This is a genomic window from Magnetospirillum molischianum DSM 120, from assembly GCF_000294655.1.
GTDB lineage: Bacteria > Pseudomonadota > Alphaproteobacteria > Rhodospirillales > Magnetospirillaceae > Phaeospirillum > Phaeospirillum molischianum.
Genome location: NZ_CAHP01000032.1, coordinates 19,159 through 39,699 on the forward strand (window position 1 = coordinate 19,159; position 20,541 = coordinate 39,699).

Sequence of the window (20,541 nt, forward strand, 5' to 3'; positions counted from 1 at the left end):
TGTGGAAAAAACGATCAATTTCAGCGTGCAGAACGAATTGGACGGAACCGAGGTGCGTCTGTACGCACGCCAAATGGCCCAATCACTGGGCTTGCCGCATGCTCGGGTTTATCGGTTGAGCACGGCGATATCTGAACTGGTCAACAATTTGGCGTTCCACACCGTCAAAGGCGGCATCGTCCACCTGACCCCGATCGAAGATTGCGGGAAAATAGGAATTGAGGTTGTCACCGAGGATGACGGCCCCGGTATCGACAATATCGAGCTCGCGATGCAAGACGGATTCTCGACGAATGGAGGTTTAGGCAGTGGACTTCCCGGAATCCAGCGGCTGATGGACGAGTTCCACCTCGAATCGAAGCTGGGATCAGGAACCCGAGTTGTGGCAAGGATTTGGGATCGATGATCATCGGCAGCGCGATACGGCCTATCGGCGGAGAATTTCACTGCGGTGATGCCGCGAAATGGTGGATGGACGGGCCGAACTGGACGCTGTGTCTGGCCGATGGTCTGGGCCATGGTCGCGATGCCGCCGATGCGGCCCGCGCCGCGTTGACACATGCCGAACTGTGCCGCTCGCTGCCACCCGCCGCAATGCTGGAGGAAATCGACCGGAAGATCCGCGATACCCGCGGCTGTGCAATGACGATAATCCAGCTCGATTCAGAGGCCAGGACCTTGTGCCATGCCGGAATCGGCAACGTCCGCGCCGGCCTGTTCGGTGAGCGCTCTTTCCGCTTCGAGGGAACTCCGGGAATTGTCGGCGGCAGAATCCGCCAGCCTCAGACGGTCGAAGCCAACTGGATGAATGGCGATGTCCTGGTGATATGGACCGATGGACTCGCCACCTCTTTGACTCTGGCCGAGGATTGCCTGCGGCTGAAAGCCGACCCTGATCGCCTGGCCCACCGCCTCCTGGTCCGTTTCGAAACGCCTCGGGACGATGCCGGTGTCCTGTGCTGCTACCTGGAGAGCGACGGAGCATGAATGACGAATGCGCCGACGCTTATGCCGACCTGACCCGAACCTATGTCCTGGTCGGCGACGAATTGGCGCTAATCGCCATCGCCAGCCTTGGCCGCGATCTGGTCGCGGACGAAATCCCAATCGAGGAAATCGCCGGCCTGCATGAAGTGGCGATGCTCGGCTTGCTAGAGAGTTGCCCGACGGCGATGAATGAAGAGTCGGTGCACCGGGCCTCGACCTGTCTGGCCGAACTGATGATGTCGTTTTCGGGAGCGTTTCGCGAAAGAACAGAACTGCTCGAACGCGAAAAGGCACTGGAGCAGGAACGGGTCGAACGCGACCGTCAGCGTCGCGAGTCGCTCGGCCAGTTCGTCGGCGGCGTTGCGCACGAGATCAATAATTTACTGCAACCGATACAAGGGTTGGCGGAACTGGCGCTGGAAGATCACGACGAGAACAGCGAAATCAGCCAGTCTCTGCGGACTATTCTCGACTGCGCGGTTCAAGCCGCCGCCATCGTTCGCGGCATTCTGACCTATGTTCGCCAACAAACTCCAGTACCTCAACCGATCCGGCTCGGGTACGTGGTCGAACGCTGCGTCGGGTTCTTGCGTGCGGTCACTCTGCCCGGCCTCAGCATCGAGGTTTCCATTGCCAACCACGATGCCTTGGTCATCGGCGACGACAGTGAGTTCACCCAAATTCTGATGAATTTGGTCAATAATGCCTTCCACGCCATGAACTACTCCGGGACGGTTGGCATCAGAGTCGATCTTCTGGCCGCATCGGGAGGAGTTGAGATGCCGAACGGCAACGAACAGGCTCCTCACGCCCGGTTAACCGTCACCGACCAAGGATGCGGCATGACGGACGACGTTCTCGCCCACGCCTTTGACCCATTCTTCACCACCAAGGGACCGGGCGAGGGAACTGGTCTCGGCCTCGCCATTGTGCGCGGCATCGTCCGCTCGTGGGGCGGCGAAGTGGTGATCGATACCGCTCCGGGCAAAGGAACCTCTATAATAATCCTTCTGCCCCTGATCGCCGCACCAGCCGCCTCTGCCTGAGCGTCAAACGAAGAAGACGAGCGAATCGCGCGCCTACCGGACACCCCTCGATTTAACCCGTTGGCCGGTTGGTATAAGTCGAAGGACGAAAGGATACCGACCTCGGTAATCCCCCCATTTTTAGCGGGGGTTGGACAACGAAACCGGCCCGTTGGACGGACTGCATCAAGACCTGGACACTTCCGGAAACTGGCGTCCTGTCAGAATTAATGATTCCATCCTTGGAGGCTGAGATGCGAGGGCGGAATGGTCGTTCAGCATGGGTTCTGGGATATCGAGCATCGTCTGGCGGAATTATCGGCCGAGGGTGATCCACTGGAAAAGCTGTCGGCGACGGTGGATTTCGAGGTGTTCCGGCCGGTTCTGGAGCGGGCATTGCGGCGGCGGATCGATCCGGCGAAAGGCGGCCGTCCGGGCTTCGACGTCGTGCTGAAATTCAAAATGCTGGTGCTGCAGTCGCTGCACGGTCTGGCGCTCCAGCAGACCTCGTATCTGGTCCGCGACCGATTGAGCTGGATGCGGTTTTGTGGCCTTGGCCCAGGCGATGCGGTGCCGGATGCCAACACGCTGTGGGATTTCCGCGAGGCGTTGATCTCGGCCGGTGCCCTGGACGATTTATTCCAGCGCCTCGACCAGGCGATCGTTGCCGCGGGCTATCTGCCGATGTCGGGTCAGATTATCGATGCGACCCTGGTGTCCGCCCCGCGAGGCCGTAACACCGAAGCCGAGAAGAGCGAGATCAAAGCCGGTCGCATCCCCGAGGGTTGGAAATCGAAGCCCGCCAAACTGCGGCAAAAAGACCGGGATGCCCGTTGGACGGTGAAGTTCTCCAAGGGCAAGACAAAGGAGGATGGCACGCCTCAGGGCGATATCGCCATCCCGCACTTCGGCTACAAGAACCATATTTCGATCGACCGCAAACACGGCATCATCCGCCGCTTCATCGTCACCGATGCCGCCGCTGCGGATGGCGCCCGCCTGCGTGAGGGGCTGATCGACCCGGCCACCAACACCGCTTCCGATGTCTGGGCCGACACCGCTTATCGCTCCCAGGCCAACACTCGCCTCTTTACCGCCACATCGGCCGGTCTGCGCTGGTTTCCGGAAGTGTCCACCTCGCCAACGCGGCGGTCCGCAAGCAGAAGATCTATTCCAGAGATGGGATGGTTCCCCGCGAGGTGCTGCACGCCGTACGGCCAGTAGCGCCTGACGCCGCCCCCGGAGGGGCGTTTCCTCGTGCGGGAACCAAGGCCAATATACTCTCGCGCGACGAGGTTCTCAAATCGAACCATCCCTACGGTTCGACCGACCTGAGCCGGTCACCAGACTGAAAGAAAGCCGCGACTCCAGGGATGGGAAAGTCCCCGCCGAGGTTAACCGCGCCGTACGGCCATCATTGCCTAACGCCGCTCCGAAGAGCGCCCTTCGGTCGGTCCCTAGCCCGGATTATTCATCAGTTCGCGTAAAGATGCTGGCGGATGCAGCATAACCATCTGAAATCGTGTATGATTCTGGTGTTCAAGCAAGACCACCACGATCACACGGAGTTGCATCCGCCATGGGAGAGGTTACCGGTGTTTTGCCAGGGCTTCCAGCGATCTGCGGCAAGCCTGTTCACGTCGCCTTCGATGGAGGCCAACTGACGTCCGATGCCGGCGTTTTGGTGCTGGCCGAGATCGACCGGCGACTGGGGATTTCGGAGCGACTGGCCGGATGCCTCGAAGACCGGCGCGCACCCGAGCGGGTTCGGCACAGCCATGCCGGGATGATCCGGTTTCGGGCTTTGATGATCGCCGCCGGTTATCCCGACGCCAACGATTGCGATACTCTGCGATCCGATCCGGCCTTTAAGATGGCGGTAGATCGGTTGCCCGAGAGCGGCGCCGATCTGTGTTCGCAGCCGACCATCAGCCGGTTGGAGAACCTGCCGGGGCCGGTGGCGTTGAAGCGGATGATGGCGGCGATGGTCGATCTGTTCTGCGATAGCTTCGCCGATGTGCCCCGGCGGATCGTTCTCGACATCGACGACACCGAGGACAAGGCGCACGGAGCGCAGCAACTCTCACTGTTCAACGCCCATTACGACAGCCGCTGCTTCCTGCCGATCCATATCTATGAAGCCACCACCGGCAAGCCGGTCGCCTTCATCCTGCGCCCCGGCAAGACGCCGGACGGCGCCGAAGTCGCCCTCGTGTTGCGCCATCCGCGCCCGCTGGCCGCGTGTCGAAATCATGGTGCGCGGCGACAGCCATTACGGCCGTCCCGAGGCGATGGCCTGGTGCGAGAGCAACCGGATCGGCTACATCTTTTCTCTCGGCGGCAATAAGGTTCTGCTGGCCCGCGTCACCGATCTGGCCGAACAGGCCGCCCTGGGCCGGATCGACGGTGAGGCCGGGAAGGTCCGCCGCTATGGCGAGTTCCACTATGCCGCCAAAAGCTGGAAGAAGACCGAGCGCCGCGTCATCGCCCGTGTCGAGGCGTCGGCGCAGGGAACCGATTCGCGCTTCATCGTCACCAATCTCAGAGGGTTGCCCGGAACGCTCTACGAAAAGATCTACTGCCACCGCGGCCAGATGGAGAACCTGATTAAGGCCCACAAGCTGCACTTGGCCTCCGACCGAACCTCCTGCTCCAGCGCCACGGCCAACCAGTTCCGCCTGCTTATCCACACCGCCGCCTACTGGCTGATCCATACCCTGCGCGGCTTGGCACCCAAGACATCGTTCTGGCGCGATGCCCAGTTCGACACCATTCGCATGAACCTCATCAAGATCGCCGCCCGCGTCACCGAGATGGTCACCCGCATCAAGGTTGCCCTGCCGTCGAGCTACCCCCATCAAGAAAGTCTGGCGCTGCTCGATCCGGCTGCCTCCGGCTGACTATGGCACCGGCCCCCACCTCATTACCCTGTTCCAATCCGCCGACCGCTCGACTCTGTTTCACGAATCCGCCCATCTGTGGCTGCAAGAACTGATCGACCATGCCAACGCAGCGGACGCACCGGCAGCCTTCCGCGCCGACCTCGACGCGGCGATCAAATGGATGGGGGGCGAGCATTGGGGCCAGATCGGGGATCGCGAGTATTGTCGGTTTGCCGTAGATACGGCAAAGTTCCCCACACAGCCTATGTCTTCACGCAAACGGCTCCCCCGTTCCGCTGGGAAACGAGGGAGCCGCTCTTGTCCGTTTACGACATGAATTTGCCACGAGGGGAATAGTGGGTGTGCAAATGGTGGTGTGCGATGTGGCCGCACGGCCCATCGGTGAGGAATTCGCGATAGAGCTGAAGCACTACCGGGTTTTCATGCGACTTGCGGATACTGAAATCGCTATCGATCTGGTAGATCGCCTGCGATCGCTTCGCGCGGATGGTAGCGTCGGTCGGAATAGGCTGGCCACCACCGCCCAAGCAACCACTAGGGCAAGCCATGAACTCGATGAAGTGGCACTTGCTGAACGGTCCGCCTGCTTTGATGTCCTCCATCACCCTCTTGGCATTGGCCGAACCGTGGACGATACCGACGCGCAGAGTTACCCCTTTCAGCCAATCCCAGTCTGGCACCAGGGATTTAAACAGGTCGGGAACTTGGCCGACTTCGGTGATTGGAATCTCGGCCATCCGCGCACCTTCGATACCACGTACCGGCAAGATATTGGCGTGGTCGAAGAAATTTTCGACCTTCTGGCCGGTGACGACCTCGATTACCGTGCGCAGGGCCGCTTCCATCACACCGCCGGTTGCGCCAAAGATATTGCCTGAGCCGGTTCCATCGCCAAAAGGCTCGTCGAACGGACTTTTGGGCAGATGAGGCAGGTCGATACCGGATTCGGCAATCATCTTGGCCAGTTCACGGGTGGTCAGGGCGTAATCGACGTCTTTGAAGCCGCTGGAGCACAGTTCAGGCCGGTTGCACTCGAACTTCTTCGCGGTACAGGGCATCAGGGCGACGACAACGATATCCTTCGGATCGATCCCTTTCTTGTCGGCGTAATAGGTTTTGAGCAGGGCACCGAACATCTGCATCGGGCTTTTGGCTGAAGACAGATTGGGAACCGCGTTCGGGTAGAAATGCTCAAGGTACTTAACCCAGCCGGGTGAACAGCTGGTGAACTGAGGGAGCGCGATATCGGTATCGCCCTGGACCAGGGCTTGATACAGCCGGATAATCAGTTCTGTGCCTTCTTCTATGATCGTCAGGTCGGCGGTGTGGTTGGTATCGAACACACCGTCGAATCCCATCCGCTTCAACGCAGTGTTGAGCTGATACGTAACCTGAGTCCCCGCTTCCAGCCCAAAGCACTCACCGATGGCGGCACGGGGCGATGGCGCGGTCTGGATCACCACATGCTTGGTCGGGTCGTCCAGCATTGCCCAGACCTCGTCGGTCTGATCCTGCTCGGTCAAGGCTCCGGTCGGGCAGCGATTGATGCACTGGCCGCAATTGATACAGACGACCGAGGAAAGCGGCTTGTCGCCAAACGTGGCGATGCGCGAACGGACACTGCGCCCCTTGACCAGCAGCGCGCCGACGCCCTGCAACTCACTGCACGTGCGGACGCAACGACGGCACAGGACGCACTTGTTCATGTCGCGCACGACCGAAGGACTGGAGCGGTCGATGGGATATTTTGGTTCGGTCGGATGACCGAAGCGGTAGTAATCGACGCCATATTCTTTGGCCAGGGATTGCAGCTCGCAATTGTTGTTGCGCTTACAGACGGTACAGTCGCCGTAATGGTTGGCCAGCATCAGATCGACGACATGACGCCTGGCGGTACGGACCGCAGGCGTGTTGGTCTGAATCTTGACCGGCTGAGTCACCGGAGTGGCGCAAGCGGCCTGAAGTGTGCGCATCCCCTCGACCGCGACAACGCAGATGCGGCAGACGCCGGCGGTACACAAATCGTCGTGGTGGCATAGGGTGGGAATGCGCAGCCCGACCCGTCTGGCCGCGTCAAGGATTGTCGTACCATAGGGAACTTCAACGTCGATGCCGTCGATGGTGACAGCAATCATCGGCGCTGCGGCCTCGACCGGGGCGACGGTATTGGTCCCGGACTCCGCGCTGTCAGCGACAGGCTGGGATTCGGTGCTCGAAGGAATGGTGTCCATATTAGTCTGATCTCCCCGCTTTGGCCGGTCAGGCGGCGCCCAGGATCGGGCGTGCCATGATTTCATCCTTGAAGTGCGCGTTCAGAGCGATGACCACGTTTGGACTCGCCTGACCCAGGCCGCATTTCGAGGCCAGCTTGACCGTCTCGCTGAGACTGATCAGGTCATTGAGATAGCGGTTGGAGCATTTCCCCTGTTGCAGTAGCCGGATACCTTCCAGCAATTTTTGATTACCGACGCGGCAGGTGGTGCACTGACCGCAGGATTCTTCAACGAAGAATTCGAGATAGTTCTCGGCGACTTCCAGCATGTCGCGGTCGGCACTGTAGACAATGATCGAGCCGCCGATGCCCAGATCCTCATAGGCGAGACGACGGTCGAACTGGCGAGCCGGGACTAACTGGCCGGTATAACCACCGATCTGGACTGCTTTAGCCCCCTGCCCGCCCACGGTTTCCAGCAATTGATCGACCGTGATCCCCCAGGGCAATTCATAGACGCCGGGGCGTGAGCAATCGCCCGAAACGCTGAACAGTTTGAATCCCTTCGACCGCTCGGTTCCCATCGATGAGAACCATTTGGCTCCGCGTGAGACGATGCAGCTCAACGTCGCCAGGGTTTCAACATTGTTGACGACGGTCGGCTGTCCGTGCAGGCCGCGCTCTGCCGGGTATGGAGGGCGGTTACGCGGCTCGCCGCGCCGTCCTTCCAGGCTTTCGATCAACGCGGTTTCCTCGCCGCAAACATAGGCACCCGCACCCATGTGGATGCGGATGTCGAAACAGAACCCCTTTTGGCCCAGGATATCGCTGCCGAGCAGATTCGATTTGCGCCGCGCCTCCAGCACCGCCTCAAGATGCGGCTTCAGGTGAGTATATTCCCATCGCAGATAGACGACGCCTTCGCGTGCTCCGATCGAATAGGCGGCGATGGTCATTCCCTCGAACACCATGTCGGCATATTTGCCGAGAATGATGCGATCCTTAAAGGTGCCAGGCTCGCCTTCGTCGGCGTTGCAGATGATGTATTTGGTGTCGCCTTTGGCCTTGGCAGCCAGATTCCACTTAATTCCGGTGGGGAACCCAGCACCTCCGCGCCCACGCAGACCAGACACGGTCAGTTCGGCGATCACCTCCGAGGGGCTAACCGACACCGCCCGTCGCAAGCCGGAATTGATCTCGTGATTGGTGTAATTCAGGGTGTTGGCATAGGTCTCACCAACATTGCCGACGGTGGGGCGACGAGCGTTGAATTCCTGCCGACAATCCTCGATCACCCGGTGAACTTTGGGCGGAGTCAGATTGGAGAACACCTCATTGTTCACCATCATCGCCGGGGCCTGATAATTCATCCCGATACAGCTGGTCCATTCCAGGGTGAACATGCCGTCCGGCGTTGTCTCGCCAAAGCGGATCCCCAGGTCGTTTTCCAACTGACGGGCGACTGATTTAGCCCCCTTCATGATCGAAGACATATCGCGGCTAAGCCGGATGATGAACTTTCCCTTGGGCTTCTTGTTAATAAAGTGAAAGAAGGTGGCGACGCCGAGAACCTCTGATGCGGAAATACCGATCAGATCGGCGATATATTGCATCGCAAATTCAGAAACAAAGCCGCACTCCGCCTGGACAGACTGCATAATAGGTATAAGTGAAGATCTTTGTCGCCCGTGTTTTTTAACAAGTCTAGCTATAAGGGATTTCTCTCTGTCCTGCCCTGTCAGCAGCATCATATTTCTCCCCATCTGATACATTTGTCTTATTGATCTTTTCTTGTGGGCGCGATCTTTGTCGCGTTTGCGCGTTGCGTAACACGAAAAAATATCTCTGTTATATTCGGAAATGGACGCACGATCGCTCCCCCACCCTTTCCGGTGGTGACTACCCTAACGCACCGGATTTTCCTACCCTAGATACCGCCTCATACGGGTAGGTGGCAAGCTGCCCGTGAGGATGGGAGCATGCTCTCCACTCTTTTCGGCCTACCCACGCAAGGCATAAGCACATTTTGCAATAGCGGCCGAGGTCAGTGCACATCAAGAGCGGGCATTGACTATCACTTATGTAGTACACATATGATTTTAAGCATAGACTAACCATTCTCAGGCATCGCCATGCTCACCAACGTCCGTATTTCGCGCAAAATCGGGATCGTTATCGCGATCCTCTCCTGTGTCATGGTCGCGATAAGTGCGCTCGGCTACTACAGTTTGCAGGAAATGACCGTAGCCGCGCGACAGATCGATGCCTCTGGCGATCTGGTCAAGCTCGGGGGACGCCTGAACCAGAATCTTCTTATTATGAACCGGGCGGAATACCGCATGGCCGCCAACCCGGCTGAGGCTGACGACGCCTCTAAATTCCTAAGAAACTCAGCCGCAACGGTCAAAGATAATCTGGAAAAGATCCAGTCATCTACTCCACCGGCCTATCGTAAAGATTTGGATGAAATTAATCGCTCTTTTATAGAATACTACGAACATGCCAAAAAAACAGAAGCCTTAGCGTTGGAGCAGAAGAACCGAACTCTCGACGCAGAGCAGCAGGCAATCTACGAGAGCGTGCGGGTATCACGCTCCAAGGCAACGCCGTTGATAGAACACATGCGCTCTGTTGTTGAATCGTTCGACAAAGACGGGACCGCCATTGCGGATGACACCGCGCATATGGCCCGAACTCTCGGCATCGTTATGATCTGCACCACACTGGGCGGCATCGTCCTGGGCGTCACCGTTGGAATGTTGATTTCACGCAAGAGTCTGGTCCAGCCAATCGTGAAGATCACCGACGTTTTGAAGCAATTGGCGGACGGCAACCTAACCGTCGCAATCGACGGCACCGGGCGGGGTGACGAAATTGGCGATATCTCGCGGGCCGCGCTGGTATTCCGTGACAATGCGCGTCAGGCCGATGAAATGCGGGCGCAGCAAGAACGCGAACGTCAAGCCCGCGAGGGTCGCGCCAAAGCTATCGAAGAGATGACCGGCGGCTTTGACCAAGCCATCGGGGGCGTTATCGGGATCGTTGTCACTGCCTGCAACGATATGGAAGCCACGGCTCAGATGCTGTCTGCCAGTGCCGAGCAAACCCATCGCCAAGTCACGGCGGTCGCCGCCGCGACCGAACAAGCGTCGGCCAGCGTCCAGACGGTAGCGAGCGCGGCCGAAGAATTATCGGTCTCGATTACCGAGATCGGGCGCCAGATGGAACAATCTTCGCGGGTTTCGAACGCTACCGCAGATCAGGCTCGCCAGACCCGTGTCCTGGTTAAGGGACTGGCCGATTCTTCGGCTCGCATCAGTGCCGTGGTCGATCTGATCAATGACATCGCATCGCAGACCAACCTTCTGGCATTGAACGCGACCATCGAGGCGGCGCGGGCTGGCGAGGCGGGCAAGGGCTTTGCCGTGGTTGCGGGAGAAGTCAAACACCTCGCCAACCAGACGGCACGCGCCACCGAGGAGATCGTCAGCCAGGTCGGAGCGGTACAAAGTGCGACTGACGACACCGTAAAAGCCATTGTTTCTATCGTCGAACGGATCGAGGAGATCAACCAGATCGCAACGACGATTGCTTCGGCGGTTGAAGAGCAATCCGCCGCAACCAATGAAATTGCCCGCAATGTCCAGCAGGCGGCAGTGGGAACACAGGAAGTTTCCAACACCATTGTCGGCGTCAGCGAAATCGCCAACCAAACCGGAGGCGGCGCGCGACAGGTTCTATCCTCGTCAAAGTCGCTATTAACCCAGAGCAATGACCTTAAGCATGTTGTCGATGATTTTCTACGCAGAGTGAAGAGCGCCTGATTTCAGGGGCTAGATCACAGAATATTTCGAATTCGCGGTTCGATCCGAATCGTCAACTGCGGCGACCCGTATCACCCCCTTGTAACGGCCTCGATTTCATCCGTTCCAAGGGGGCGCCACAGCCCCTCTTCCAACCCGTCCAGAGTCAGACCGCCGATTCTGGTCCGCCGCAACGTCTCGACATGATTGCCGACCGCGGCAAACATGCGGCGGACCTGATGGTAACGCCCCTCGGTGATAGTTACACAGGCGGACAGGTTGCCTTTCGCCTCGAATTGCGCCGGCAGCAACGGCTCGGCTTCCGAACGCAGCATCAGGGTTCCGCTGGCGAAAACCTCGGCCTCGTCTCCACGAAGCGGACGCGCCAAGGTTACCTCATAGGTCTTGGCAATGGCGCGACGAGGGGAAATGACGTGATGGAGAAATTGCCCGTCATCGGTCAGCAACAGCAGGCCCGAACTATCGCGGTCCAACCGCCCTACCGTCGCCACGACCGGCTTGCGCAGGATAAAACGCGGCGGCAGCAACGAATAGACCGTCAACCCCGGATCGTTGGTCGAACAGGTATAGCCGCACGGTTTGTTCAGCATCAGCACGATTCCCTGCGGTGGGTCGAGCGGCTTGCCGTCGAGCAAAATGTCGGCATGGTCGGCGCGGGCTTCCACTCCCAACGGAACGCCGGCGCGCGTTGTCAGCCTTTCGTCGCGAATCATGGCGCGAACGTCTTTCTGACTACCATAGCCCAGATTGGACACCAATTTGATGAGCCGCATTGATCCTCGAACACGTATGACACGGTGGCAGAACGCGCCACCCGCTGAGTAAAAGCATAGGTCGTCGCAACAGCAGCGTCGAGAGGTGACGCCGGGGTGGACAAAAGCAGCGGCGATCCGTTATGTCGAGCCGATGTCTGAATCCTTGACCGCCCTCTTATATCCCTTTGCCAAGGGAATTCTCCCCCATCCGCAACCAGGACGCGGCTTTTTTCTGCGTGCAGAGGGACCATTCGATCCTGGTTGGCACCGATCCATCGTGTGCGAACAGGGGTTCAAACCTGCGTTCGAAACATTGCGCCAGAACGGCGTCACCGTCGTCCCCGACCTAACCGATGATGGATACGATTTTGGTCTCTGCCTGATAACCAAACACAAGGCCGAGACCCTCGCTAATTTGGGGCGGGGATGGGCCGCGCTAAAATTAGGCGGAATTCTCGTCTGCGCAGGAAGCAACGACGTCGGGGCCGGGTCGATTGAGCGTGCGTTCAAAGCCGCGATCGGCGGCGTCTCCGCGCTGTCGAAATCGCATTGCAAGGTATTCTGGGCCAAGCGCGGCGACACGATTCCGCCCACCCTCGCCGATTGGGCCGAGGCCGGACGGACACAATTGGTACCGGAAACCGGCTGCTGGTCTCGTCCTGGTCTCTACAATTGGAACAAAATCGACGCCGGATCGGCGTTGTTGGCCAAGCACATCCCCGCCGATTTATCCGGACGTGTCGCGGATTTGGGGGCCGGATGGGGCTATCTGTCGCTCGCTCTGCTCGATCGCGCCCCTGCAATCGCCTCGCTCGATTTATTCGAAGCCGAATGGCACGCGATTGAAGCTGCGAAACTCAATCTCAGCCGCGTGGCAAGCCCGGCCCGCCTCGGCTTTCATTGGCATGACGTCGCGGCCGGTTTGCCCAAGGCGACCTTCGACATCGTGGTGATGAATCCGCCCTTCCATCAGGGCAAGGCGACCGATATCGACCTCGGTCGCGCCTTCATCGCCGCCGCCGCCGCCGCGCTGGTGCCGGGAGGACGGTTGCTGTTCGTCGCCAACCGCCAATTGCCCTACGAACCTGTTGTCGCGGCTCACTTCCGCAGCAGCACGACCCTCGACGAAACCGCGCTCTACAAGGTGATTCTGGCCCACCTCTGATCGACCGAAAAATCCTGGTCGAGCGGAACTCCGTCAGCTACTCGACGGTAACGCTCTTGGCAAGGTTACGAGGTTGATCGACATCTGTGCCTTTGGCTACGGCAACGTGATAGGCCAGCATCTGCACCGGGATTGCATAGAGCAACGGAGCGACAAAAGACGCGACTTCGGGCAGTTCGATCGTCGCGGCCACCTTGGCCGACAAACGGGCGATGCCGTGCCGGTCGGACAAAAAGATGACCCGCCCCCCACGCGCAACGACTTCCTGAACGTTCGATGCCGTCTTATCGTAAAGATGATCAGATGGGCAGATCACGATAACCGGCACGGAATCGTCGATCAAAGCGATTGGACCGTGCTTTAGTTCGCCAGCAGCATACGCTTCAGCATGGATGTAGCTGACTTCCTTCAGCTTCAGCGCGCCTTCGAGCGCGATCGGATAGCCGGTGCCGCGTCCAAGATACAACACGTCGCGCGCCTCGGCGATCGAGGGAGCAATGGCACGGATCGCGCTATCGTCGCGTAACACGTCGGCAACGCGAGACGGCACCTCGGCCAGAGCGCGGCAGACCTCTGCCTCGGCAGCGCGGTCCAGCGCTCCCCTAGCCCGCCCCAACGCCACCGCTAGGCAGGCCAGCACCGTCAATTGAGTGGTAAACGCCTTGGTTGAGGCAACGCCGATTTCTGGCCCGGCCAGCGTCTCCAGCACACCGTCGGCCTCGCGGGCAATCGTGCTTTCCGGGACGTTGACCAGAGCTAAACAATGTTGGCCGTTGGCACGGCAATGGCGTAGCGCCGCCAGGGTATCGGCTGTCTCGCCCGATTGCGAAATGAAGATCGCCAGACCGCCCTGCTCCAGCGGCGGCGAGCGATAGCGGAATTCCGAGGCGATATCGACTTCGACCGGAACACGGGCCAGCTGTTCAATCCAGTATTTGGCGACCATTGCTGCGTAATAAGACGTCCCACACGCGATGATGCGCACCCGCCCGATCCCGGCCAGATCGAACGGCAGATACGGCAAGGTAATCGTGCGTTCCGCTGGGTTCAGCATCGTCTTCAAGGTGCCGCCGATCACTTCCGGCTGCTCGAAGATTTCCTTCAGCATGAAGTGGCGGTGCTGCCCCTTGCCGATCAGAGCCCCGGACAGGTTGGTCTGGCGCACTTCACGCTCGACCGGGTGTCCGTCCCGGTCGCACACCGAAGCACTGGTCGCGGTAATCACGGCGCGATCGCCATCGTCGAGATAACTGATCCGCCGGGTCAACGGTGCCAACGCCAGCGCGTCGGACCCCAGATACATCTCGCCATCGCCATAGCCAATTGCCAGCGGCGACCCTTGGCGGGCGGCAATCATCATTTCAGGACGGCCGGCAAAGATGATCCCGAGCGCGAACGCGCCCTGGAGCCGGGCCAGGGCACGGTCGGTCGCCTCTACCGGATCGAAGCCCTGAATGAGCAGGTAATCGATCAGTTGAGCCACCGCCTCGGTGTCGGTGTCGCTTTCGAACACCTGACCGGCGGCGGTCAGCTCGGCCTTCAGTTCCTGGAAGTTCTCGATGATGCCATTATGGACCACGGCAACACGGGCGGTGGCGTGAGGGTGAGCATTGCGCTCGGTCGGAACGCCGTGAGTGGCCCAGCGGGTATGACCGATGCCGGTGCTGCCCCCCAAAGGCTGAACCTTTAGCAGGTTCTCAAGATTGACCAATTTCCCTTCGGCGCGGCGGCGTTCAATCCGCCCTTCGACCAGGGTGGCAATCCCGGCAGAATCGTAGCCGCGATATTCCAACCGTCGCAGCCCTTCGACCAACAACGGCGCGGCATCCTGCCGACCAACGATTCCGACGATTCCGCACATGGCCGATTATCCCTTCTTACCGCGCTGCTGATCCCGGAAATTATCGGCCCAGCCGGGCATATCCGCCTGTAATCCACGTGCCACGGCAAGAGCCCCCGGAGCGACCTCTCGCGTGATAACCGAACCCGCCCCGACAATCGCGCCGTCACCGATTTTGACCGGCGCAACCAGAGCGCTGTTCGAACCGATGAAGGCTCCGGCACCGATATCGGTGAAGGACTTCGAAAAGCCATCGTAATTGCAGGTAATCGTTCCCGCGCCAACATTGGCTCCGGCACCGATACGGGCATCGCCGATATAAGTCAGGTGGTTGACTTTGGCCCCGGCCTCGACGGTTGCGGCCTTGATCTCGACGAAATTGCCGATATGAGCCGACACTCCGATCTGAGCGCCGGGACGCAGGCGGGCATACGGGCCAAGCGTGGCACCATCGGCAACCGTACAGCCCTCGAAGTGACAGAAACCGCGGATTTCGACCCGATTGCCGATTGTCACGCCAGGCCCGAACACGACGTGCGGCCAGATAACGACGTCCTGGCCGATCTTGGTGTCCCAACTGAACCACACCGACTCAGGGTTGATCAGAGTCGCCCCCCCCTCCATCGCCGCGTCGCGCAGTTTGCGCTGAATTACCGCTTCGGCAACGGCCTGCTCGCTTCGGGAATTAACGCCGAGCAGTTCGATCTGCTCGCCCTCAACGAAGCAGCAACAACAGCCATCGGCACGAGCCAACGCCACCGCGTCGGTCAGGTAATATTCGCCCTTGCTGTTGGTCGTGGGGTCGATCCGATCGATCAAACTCCACATCCGCCGCCCGTCCAGCGCCATGACGCCGGAATTGCACAACGGATTTTCACGCTGCTCGCGGGTGGCGTCGCGATATTCAACGATCGCCTTCAGCCCTTCGGCACCGACCACCAGCCGACCATACTGGCTGGCCTTATCGGGCTTGAAGCCCAGCACCACCACGGCCGGGTCGCGGGGACCGCGCCGTTCGGCCAGCAACCGCTGGAGCGTCTCGGCGGTGATCAGCGGGGTATCGCCATAAAGGACGATGACATCGCCGTCGAACTCGCCTAGCGCAGCGCGGGCCTGGGCCACGGCATGACCGGTACCCAAACGCTGGGTCTGGACCACAGTGGGAACCGGGGCGACAGCGGCGCCGACCGAGTCCATGTCTGGACCGACGACGACCACAACGCGGTCGGGGGAAAGAGAATGCACCGTGTCCATCAGGTGACGGATCATCGGCCGACCGGCCAGAGGATGCATCACCTTGGGCAAAGTGGATTTCATACGGGTGCCCATGCCGGCGGCAAGGACGATGACAGCAAGCGCGCGGGAAGCCATAATAGCGGCGTGAACCCAATCTGTTGCGGCAGTCGCGGCAACGTGCCACAACGGTCGCCAACGGCCAAGTCAATCTTTGTTACGGTAGGTTTCGATGTCGCTCACCCCCTCGTCACCTCGTGCCGTTCTGTTCGATCTCGATGGCACGCTGATCGATTCCCTGCCGGATCTGGTGGCGGCAGTCAACCGGATGCTGGCGGAGTGGGACCGCCCCGCCCTGTCCGCCGAAGCGGTGAAGGCGTTGGTCGGCGGCGGAGCCGCAATTCTGGTCGAGCGGGCGTTCATGACGACGGGAGGCCCGGTGACGGTGGAGGTCGGGGAATTACTGCGACGGTTCATGGCCGATTACGAGCCGCGCTCGGCAGAATCGACCCGCCCCTGGCCTGCGGTGATCGAGACCCTGACCCGACTGAAAGAGGCCGGTCTGCTTCTGGCGGTCTGTACCAATAAACCCAGCGGCGCGACCGCCGTGGTTCTGTCCAAGCTGGGACTTGCCCCGTTCTTCGATGTCGTGGTCGGGGCCGACGACACGCCGGTGCTGAAGCCCGACCCCACCCATATCCACGTAATTCTCGACCGCTTGGGCGTTACTGCGGCTCAGGCAGTGATGGTGGGCGATTCCTTCAACGACATCGCTGCGGCACGGGCGGCAGGCGTGCCGACCGTGGCCGTCTCGTTCGGATATGCCCACGGCCCGGTCGCCGAACTGGGAGCGGATCGGATCATCGACGATTACCGGGAGTTGCCATCCGTATTGGGTCTCGATCTGCCACCGCCGGAACTGGTGGGAATGGTGTCGTCCTTCGCTCGCGAAATGGCCGCCGACCGCACACGGCTGCGCGAATTACTCCACGATTCCAACCGGGCCGCTTTGCTCGATCATGTCCATGCCATGCGCGGTAAATGCTCAATGTTCGGCGAATCATCCCTGGCAGACCGACTCGGCCAGTTGGAGCAAGATGTCTTGGAGGCCACCACGAACGAGTTGGACCAACTGGTAGCCCCGATCTTCGAACGACTCGAGTGGCTGGTGCCCGAAACGCCATAACGCTACAATAGATTTCGTCCACAGTCTTTCTACCCCATTCCCTGTTCATCGGATGGAGGAACGCTGGGCATCGTCGGCGCTGGCAAGCAGGTTTCCAACAGAGCCAAGCCTCTATTATACTCCAAAAGGATATTCCTATCCGAAAGGGGAGATACCATTGAGCCAACGGAACGCACCTGAAACCTTTGACATCCTTCTGGTCGAGGACAATCCCGGCGATGCCCGTCTGGCTCAGGAGGCCCTGAAGGAAGGGCGGATGACCAGTCGTCTGAAGGTCGTGGTCGACGGTGTCGAAGCGATGGCCTATCTGCGACGCGAGGGTATTTATGCCGATTCGCCCCGCCCCGATCTGGTCCTTCTCGATCTCAACCTGCCCCGCAAGGATGGGCGTCAGGTTCTGGCCGAAATGAAGGAAGACCCCGAACTGCGCCGCATTCCGGTTGTCGTCCTGACGACCTCGCAGGCGGGTCAGGACATTCTGCGCAGCTACGATCTGCACGCCAATTGCTACATCACCAAGCCGGTTGACCTCGATCGCTTCATTTCGGTGGTACGCTCGATCGAGGAATATTGGTGCTCGGTGGTAACGCTGCCGCCTCGCTGAATAAAAGCCACGCCACCATGGCTCCGCCGTCTCCCTCTCCGGTTCTGTCGGTCCTGGTCGTCGAGGACAACCCCGGCGACGCCCGCTTGGTAAAAGCCTATCTGGAAGAGGATCAGGCCCGTCCCTTCGCTGTCACTTGCGTCAGCTACCTGTCCAAAGCGCTTGAATTTCTCAAAACGCACCCGGTTGACGTGGTGTTGCTCGACCTGTCCTTGCCGGATTCTTTTGGCCTGGACGGTCTAGCTCAATTGCGTCAGGCCGCCCCGACGCTCCCCGTCGTCGTCCTGACTGGCACCGTCGATGAAAGACTGGCGCTGGAGGCTTTGCGTCAGGGCGCACAGGATTATCTGGTCAAGGGCCAGGGCGAAGGGGATTTGGTGCGCCGGGCGATCCGCTATGCCATCGGACGGTCGCGAGCCGACGCCGCCCTGCGCGAAAGCGAGGCGCGGTTTCGCGCCTTGTTCGACAATGCTGGGGCAGGCGTGATCCTGACCGACGCCGAGGGGCGTTATCTGCATTGCAACCCCGCCTTCTGCGCGATGGTTGGCTATAGCGAATCCGAACTACACCTCATGACCTTCCGCGACATCTCGCACCCCGATGATCGCGACAGTGTCAACCATCTATACCGGCAGGTCATCAGCGGCGAGATCGAAAGCTGCGACATCACCAAGCGCTATCTCAACCGTGACGGAACGGTACGTTGGGGCCGCCTTACCGTGACCCCGATCCGCGACACCGAAGCAGGTCAGTTGCGGCATGCCGTCGCCGTGGTCGAGGATGTAACCGAGACCAAGCGGCTTGAGGATCACATGCGTCTTGCCGCGACGGTGTTCGAGAATACCGGCGAAGGACTCTTCGTTACCGACGAGCGGCGGCGGATCATCCACGTCAACCCCGCCTTTACCGTGCTGACCGGCTATGCCCCCGAGGACGTTCTGGGCAAAACACCGCGCATTCTCGCCTCGGGTCGCCATCCTCCCGAGTTCTACGACCGGATGAACGAGAGTCTGGTCAAAACCGGGCGCTGGCAGGGCGAGGTGTGGAATCGGCGCAAAACAGGTGAGATGTTCGCCGAATGGCTGAATATCGCCGAGGTTCGCGACGAACACGACCGATTAACCCATTACGTCGCGGTATTCTCCGATATCACCTCGCGCAAGGAAGATGAGGAACGCCTCAGTTACCAGGCCAACCACGATCCACTGACCCGACTGCCCAACCGCACCCTGTTCCAGGAACGGCTGTCGCGCGCCCTGACCCGCGCCCATCGCAATCACTCGATCGTAACCCTGCTGTTCATCGACCTTGACCACTTCAAACAGGTCAACGACACATTGGGACACCTTGCTGGCGATTGCCTGCTGCAACAGGTGGCCGAACGCTTGTCCTCGTGCGTACGCCAGGGGGACACCATCGCCCGGCTGGCCGGCGACGAGTTCACCGTAATTCTCGAAGACGTCACCGAGGCTCGCGACAGCGCCATCGTCGCCCAGAAAATCCTGTCATTAATGGCGGAACCCTTCGATCTTCAGGGCCACGAAGCGCGAATCAGCTCATCGATCGGCGTTGCCCTTTACCCCAACGATGGCGACGATCCGCAGACACTGATCAAGCTGGCTGACGCTGCGATGTATCAGGCCAAAAATCAGGGCCGTAACGCGTGCCGCTTTCACTCCGAATCCGTTTACGCCCAGGCGTTCGAGCGGCTTGGACTGGAAAATTCGCTGCGTCTCGCTGTTGAACGTAACGAATTCGAGCTTTATTACCAGCCGGTGTTCGCTGCCGATACCGGTCGGGTGATGGCGGTCGAGGCCCTGTTGCGGTGGCATCACCCCGAAATCGGCCTGATGACACCGGACCATTTCCTCCCCCTGGCAGAAGAAACCGGGCTGATCTTTCCGATTGGCCGTCTCGTACTCGAATCAGCCTGCCGCCAGACCCGATTGTGGCTGGATCAGGGCATCGCCCCTCCGCGAGTGTGCCTTAATCTGTCGGCGCGCCAGTTCCACGCGTCCACCCTGGCCGACGAAATCGCGGCAGCGCTGGCTGAAAGTAACCTGCCCGCGGCGATGCTGGAATTCGATCTGCCAGAATCCTGCTTGACCGAGAAGGGACCGAAAACCGACAGCCTGTTCACCAGCCTCAAGACACTGGGAATCGGCATTGCAATCGACGATTTCGGCTCGGGCCATTCCTCGTTCAGCCTGCTGCGCCAGATGAGAACCGATACATTGAAGATCAGCCAGGATCTGGTCCGCGACCCTGCCGGCAGTTCGGGGAACACCGAGGTAATTCAAGCCATTGTCGCGGTCGCCCACGGCCTGCATATCCGAGTGGTCGCTCCGGGAATCGAAACCGTCGAACAATTGACCAGCATGATTGGCTATGAGTGCGACTTGCTCCAGGGCTTTTTGTTCAGCCCTCCCTTGCCGACAGAAGAAATGACCGCCTTTTTGCGGCAAGGAATCCCACCTCCGGCGCTGGCGAACAGAATATGATCGCCAGCGCCGATTTAACCATTGCATCACCTCGGAGAATTGGGTAGAAGGTCGGCCTCCGCAGCGGAGCCGAAGGGGAAGCCCCCAGACAGCCACCGAAGCGGCCCGCAGGAAATGGTTTTAGGGCGCGTAGCTCAGCGGGAGAGCATTCGCTTCACACGCGAAGGGTCACAGGTTCAATCCCTGTCGCGCCCACCATTCCCCTCAGATGCCGTTGCGATGCATCCTATCGTGCATCACGTTTGGCGCACGATACTCTAAAAACATCGCCCCATTCTTTTGACGATGAAATCGGGTATAAAGCGG

13 protein-coding genes, 1 tRNA gene and 2 pseudogenes are annotated in these 20,541 nt (G+C 59.8%); 11 read left to right on the forward strand and 5 right to left on the reverse strand.

What is annotated here, in order from left to right:
• Nucleotide 1 precedes the first annotated feature (1 nt).
• The 5 genes and pseudogenes from PHAMO_RS13245 to PHAMO_RS13265 all read left to right on the forward strand — a co-directional run bounded on the left by PHAMO_RS13245 (nt 2) and on the right by PHAMO_RS13265 (nt 4,912).
• On the forward strand, nt 2–406 hold the full coding sequence (locus tag PHAMO_RS13245) for an anti-sigma regulatory factor (protein ID WP_002730039.1): 405 nt from the start codon (nt 2–4) through the stop codon (nt 404–406).
• Nucleotides 403–987 (forward strand): SpoIIE family protein phosphatase, encoded by a 585-nt coding sequence (locus tag PHAMO_RS13250; protein ID WP_002730040.1) that lies wholly within the window; start codon nt 403–405, stop codon nt 985–987. Before PHAMO_RS13245 ends, PHAMO_RS13250 begins: the two co-directional genes overlap by 4 nt.
• Nucleotides 984–2,033, forward strand: coding sequence for an ATP-binding protein (locus PHAMO_RS13255; RefSeq protein WP_002730041.1), 1,050 nt, complete (start codon nt 984–986; stop codon nt 2,031–2,033). Before PHAMO_RS13250 ends, PHAMO_RS13255 begins: the two co-directional genes overlap by 4 nt.
• A gap of 246 nt (nt 2,034–2,279) precedes the next feature.
• Nucleotides 2,280–3,092, forward strand: a pseudogene (locus PHAMO_RS13260) (IS5/IS1182 family transposase); the annotation flags it as partial.
• A 499-nt stretch (nt 3,093–3,591) separates the two neighbouring features.
• Nucleotides 3,592–4,912 (forward strand): annotated as a pseudogene (locus tag PHAMO_RS13265) (IS1380 family transposase).
• A gap of 308 nt (nt 4,913–5,220) precedes the next feature.
• Here the strand turns inward: PHAMO_RS13265 and PHAMO_RS13270 are convergent.
• Nucleotides 5,221–7,146: an NADH-dependent [FeFe] hydrogenase, group A6 gene (locus PHAMO_RS13270; protein WP_002730048.1), complete on the reverse strand. Its 1,926-nt coding sequence runs from the start codon at nt 7,144–7,146 to the stop codon at nt 5,221–5,223.
• 28 nt (nt 7,147–7,174) lie between these two features.
• Nucleotides 7,175–8,899 carry an NAD(P)H-dependent oxidoreductase subunit E gene (locus PHAMO_RS13275; RefSeq protein ID WP_202801574.1) on the reverse strand — a complete coding sequence of 575 codons (1,725 nt, stop codon included), beginning with the start codon at nt 8,897–8,899 and terminating at the stop codon, nt 7,175–7,177.
• Nucleotides 8,900–9,259: 360 nt separating this feature from the next.
• Here PHAMO_RS13275 and PHAMO_RS13280 point away from each other — a divergent pair, with 360 nt between their 5' ends.
• On the forward strand, nt 9,260–10,951 hold the full coding sequence (locus PHAMO_RS13280) for a methyl-accepting chemotaxis protein (RefSeq protein ID WP_040567222.1): 1,692 nt from the start codon (nt 9,260–9,262) through the stop codon (nt 10,949–10,951).
• 71 nt (nt 10,952–11,022) lie between these two features.
• Here PHAMO_RS13280 and PHAMO_RS13285 read toward each other — a convergent pair whose 3' ends face one another.
• Complete coding sequence (locus tag PHAMO_RS13285) at nt 11,023–11,724, reverse strand: pseudouridine synthase (protein ID WP_002730053.1); 702 nt, start codon at nt 11,722–11,724, stop codon at nt 11,023–11,025.
• A 259-nt stretch (nt 11,725–11,983) separates the two neighbouring features.
• On the opposite strand from PHAMO_RS13285, the gene PHAMO_RS13290 reads away from it, so the two are divergent.
• Nucleotides 11,984–12,871: a class I SAM-dependent methyltransferase gene (locus PHAMO_RS13290; RefSeq protein WP_002730054.1), complete on the forward strand. Its 888-nt coding sequence runs from the start codon at nt 11,984–11,986 to the stop codon at nt 12,869–12,871.
• A gap of 37 nt (nt 12,872–12,908) precedes the next feature.
• Here PHAMO_RS13290 and glmS read toward each other — a convergent pair whose 3' ends face one another.
• Nucleotides 12,909–14,732: a glutamine--fructose-6-phosphate transaminase (isomerizing) gene (glmS, locus tag PHAMO_RS13295; protein WP_002730055.1), complete on the reverse strand. Its 1,824-nt coding sequence runs from the start codon at nt 14,730–14,732 to the stop codon at nt 12,909–12,911.
• Between the two features lie 6 nt (nt 14,733–14,738).
• Nucleotides 14,739–16,082: a bifunctional UDP-N-acetylglucosamine diphosphorylase/glucosamine-1-phosphate N-acetyltransferase GlmU gene (gene glmU, locus PHAMO_RS13300; RefSeq protein WP_002730056.1), complete on the reverse strand. Its 1,344-nt coding sequence runs from the start codon at nt 16,080–16,082 to the stop codon at nt 14,739–14,741.
• 94 nt (nt 16,083–16,176) lie between these two features.
• Between glmU and gph the strand changes: the two genes are divergently transcribed.
• The 4 genes from gph (at nt 16,177) to PHAMO_RS13320 (ending at nt 20,433) form a co-directional block, all read left to right on the forward strand.
• On the forward strand, nt 16,177–17,130 hold the full coding sequence (gene gph / locus PHAMO_RS13305; protein ID WP_002730057.1) for a phosphoglycolate phosphatase: 954 nt from the start codon (nt 16,177–16,179) through the stop codon (nt 17,128–17,130).
• 157 nt (nt 17,131–17,287) lie between these two features.
• Nucleotides 17,288–17,734: a response regulator gene (locus tag PHAMO_RS13310; RefSeq protein WP_002730058.1), complete on the forward strand. Its 447-nt coding sequence runs from the start codon at nt 17,288–17,290 to the stop codon at nt 17,732–17,734.
• Nucleotides 17,704–20,235: an EAL domain-containing protein gene (locus PHAMO_RS13315; RefSeq protein WP_235720849.1), complete on the forward strand. Its 2,532-nt coding sequence runs from the start codon at nt 17,704–17,706 to the stop codon at nt 20,233–20,235. Before PHAMO_RS13310 ends, PHAMO_RS13315 begins: the two co-directional genes overlap by 31 nt.
• A gap of 123 nt (nt 20,236–20,358) precedes the next feature.
• Nucleotides 20,359–20,433: transfer RNA gene (locus PHAMO_RS13320), tRNA-Val, on the forward strand.
• The last annotated feature ends 108 nt before the right edge of the window (nt 20,434–20,541 follow it).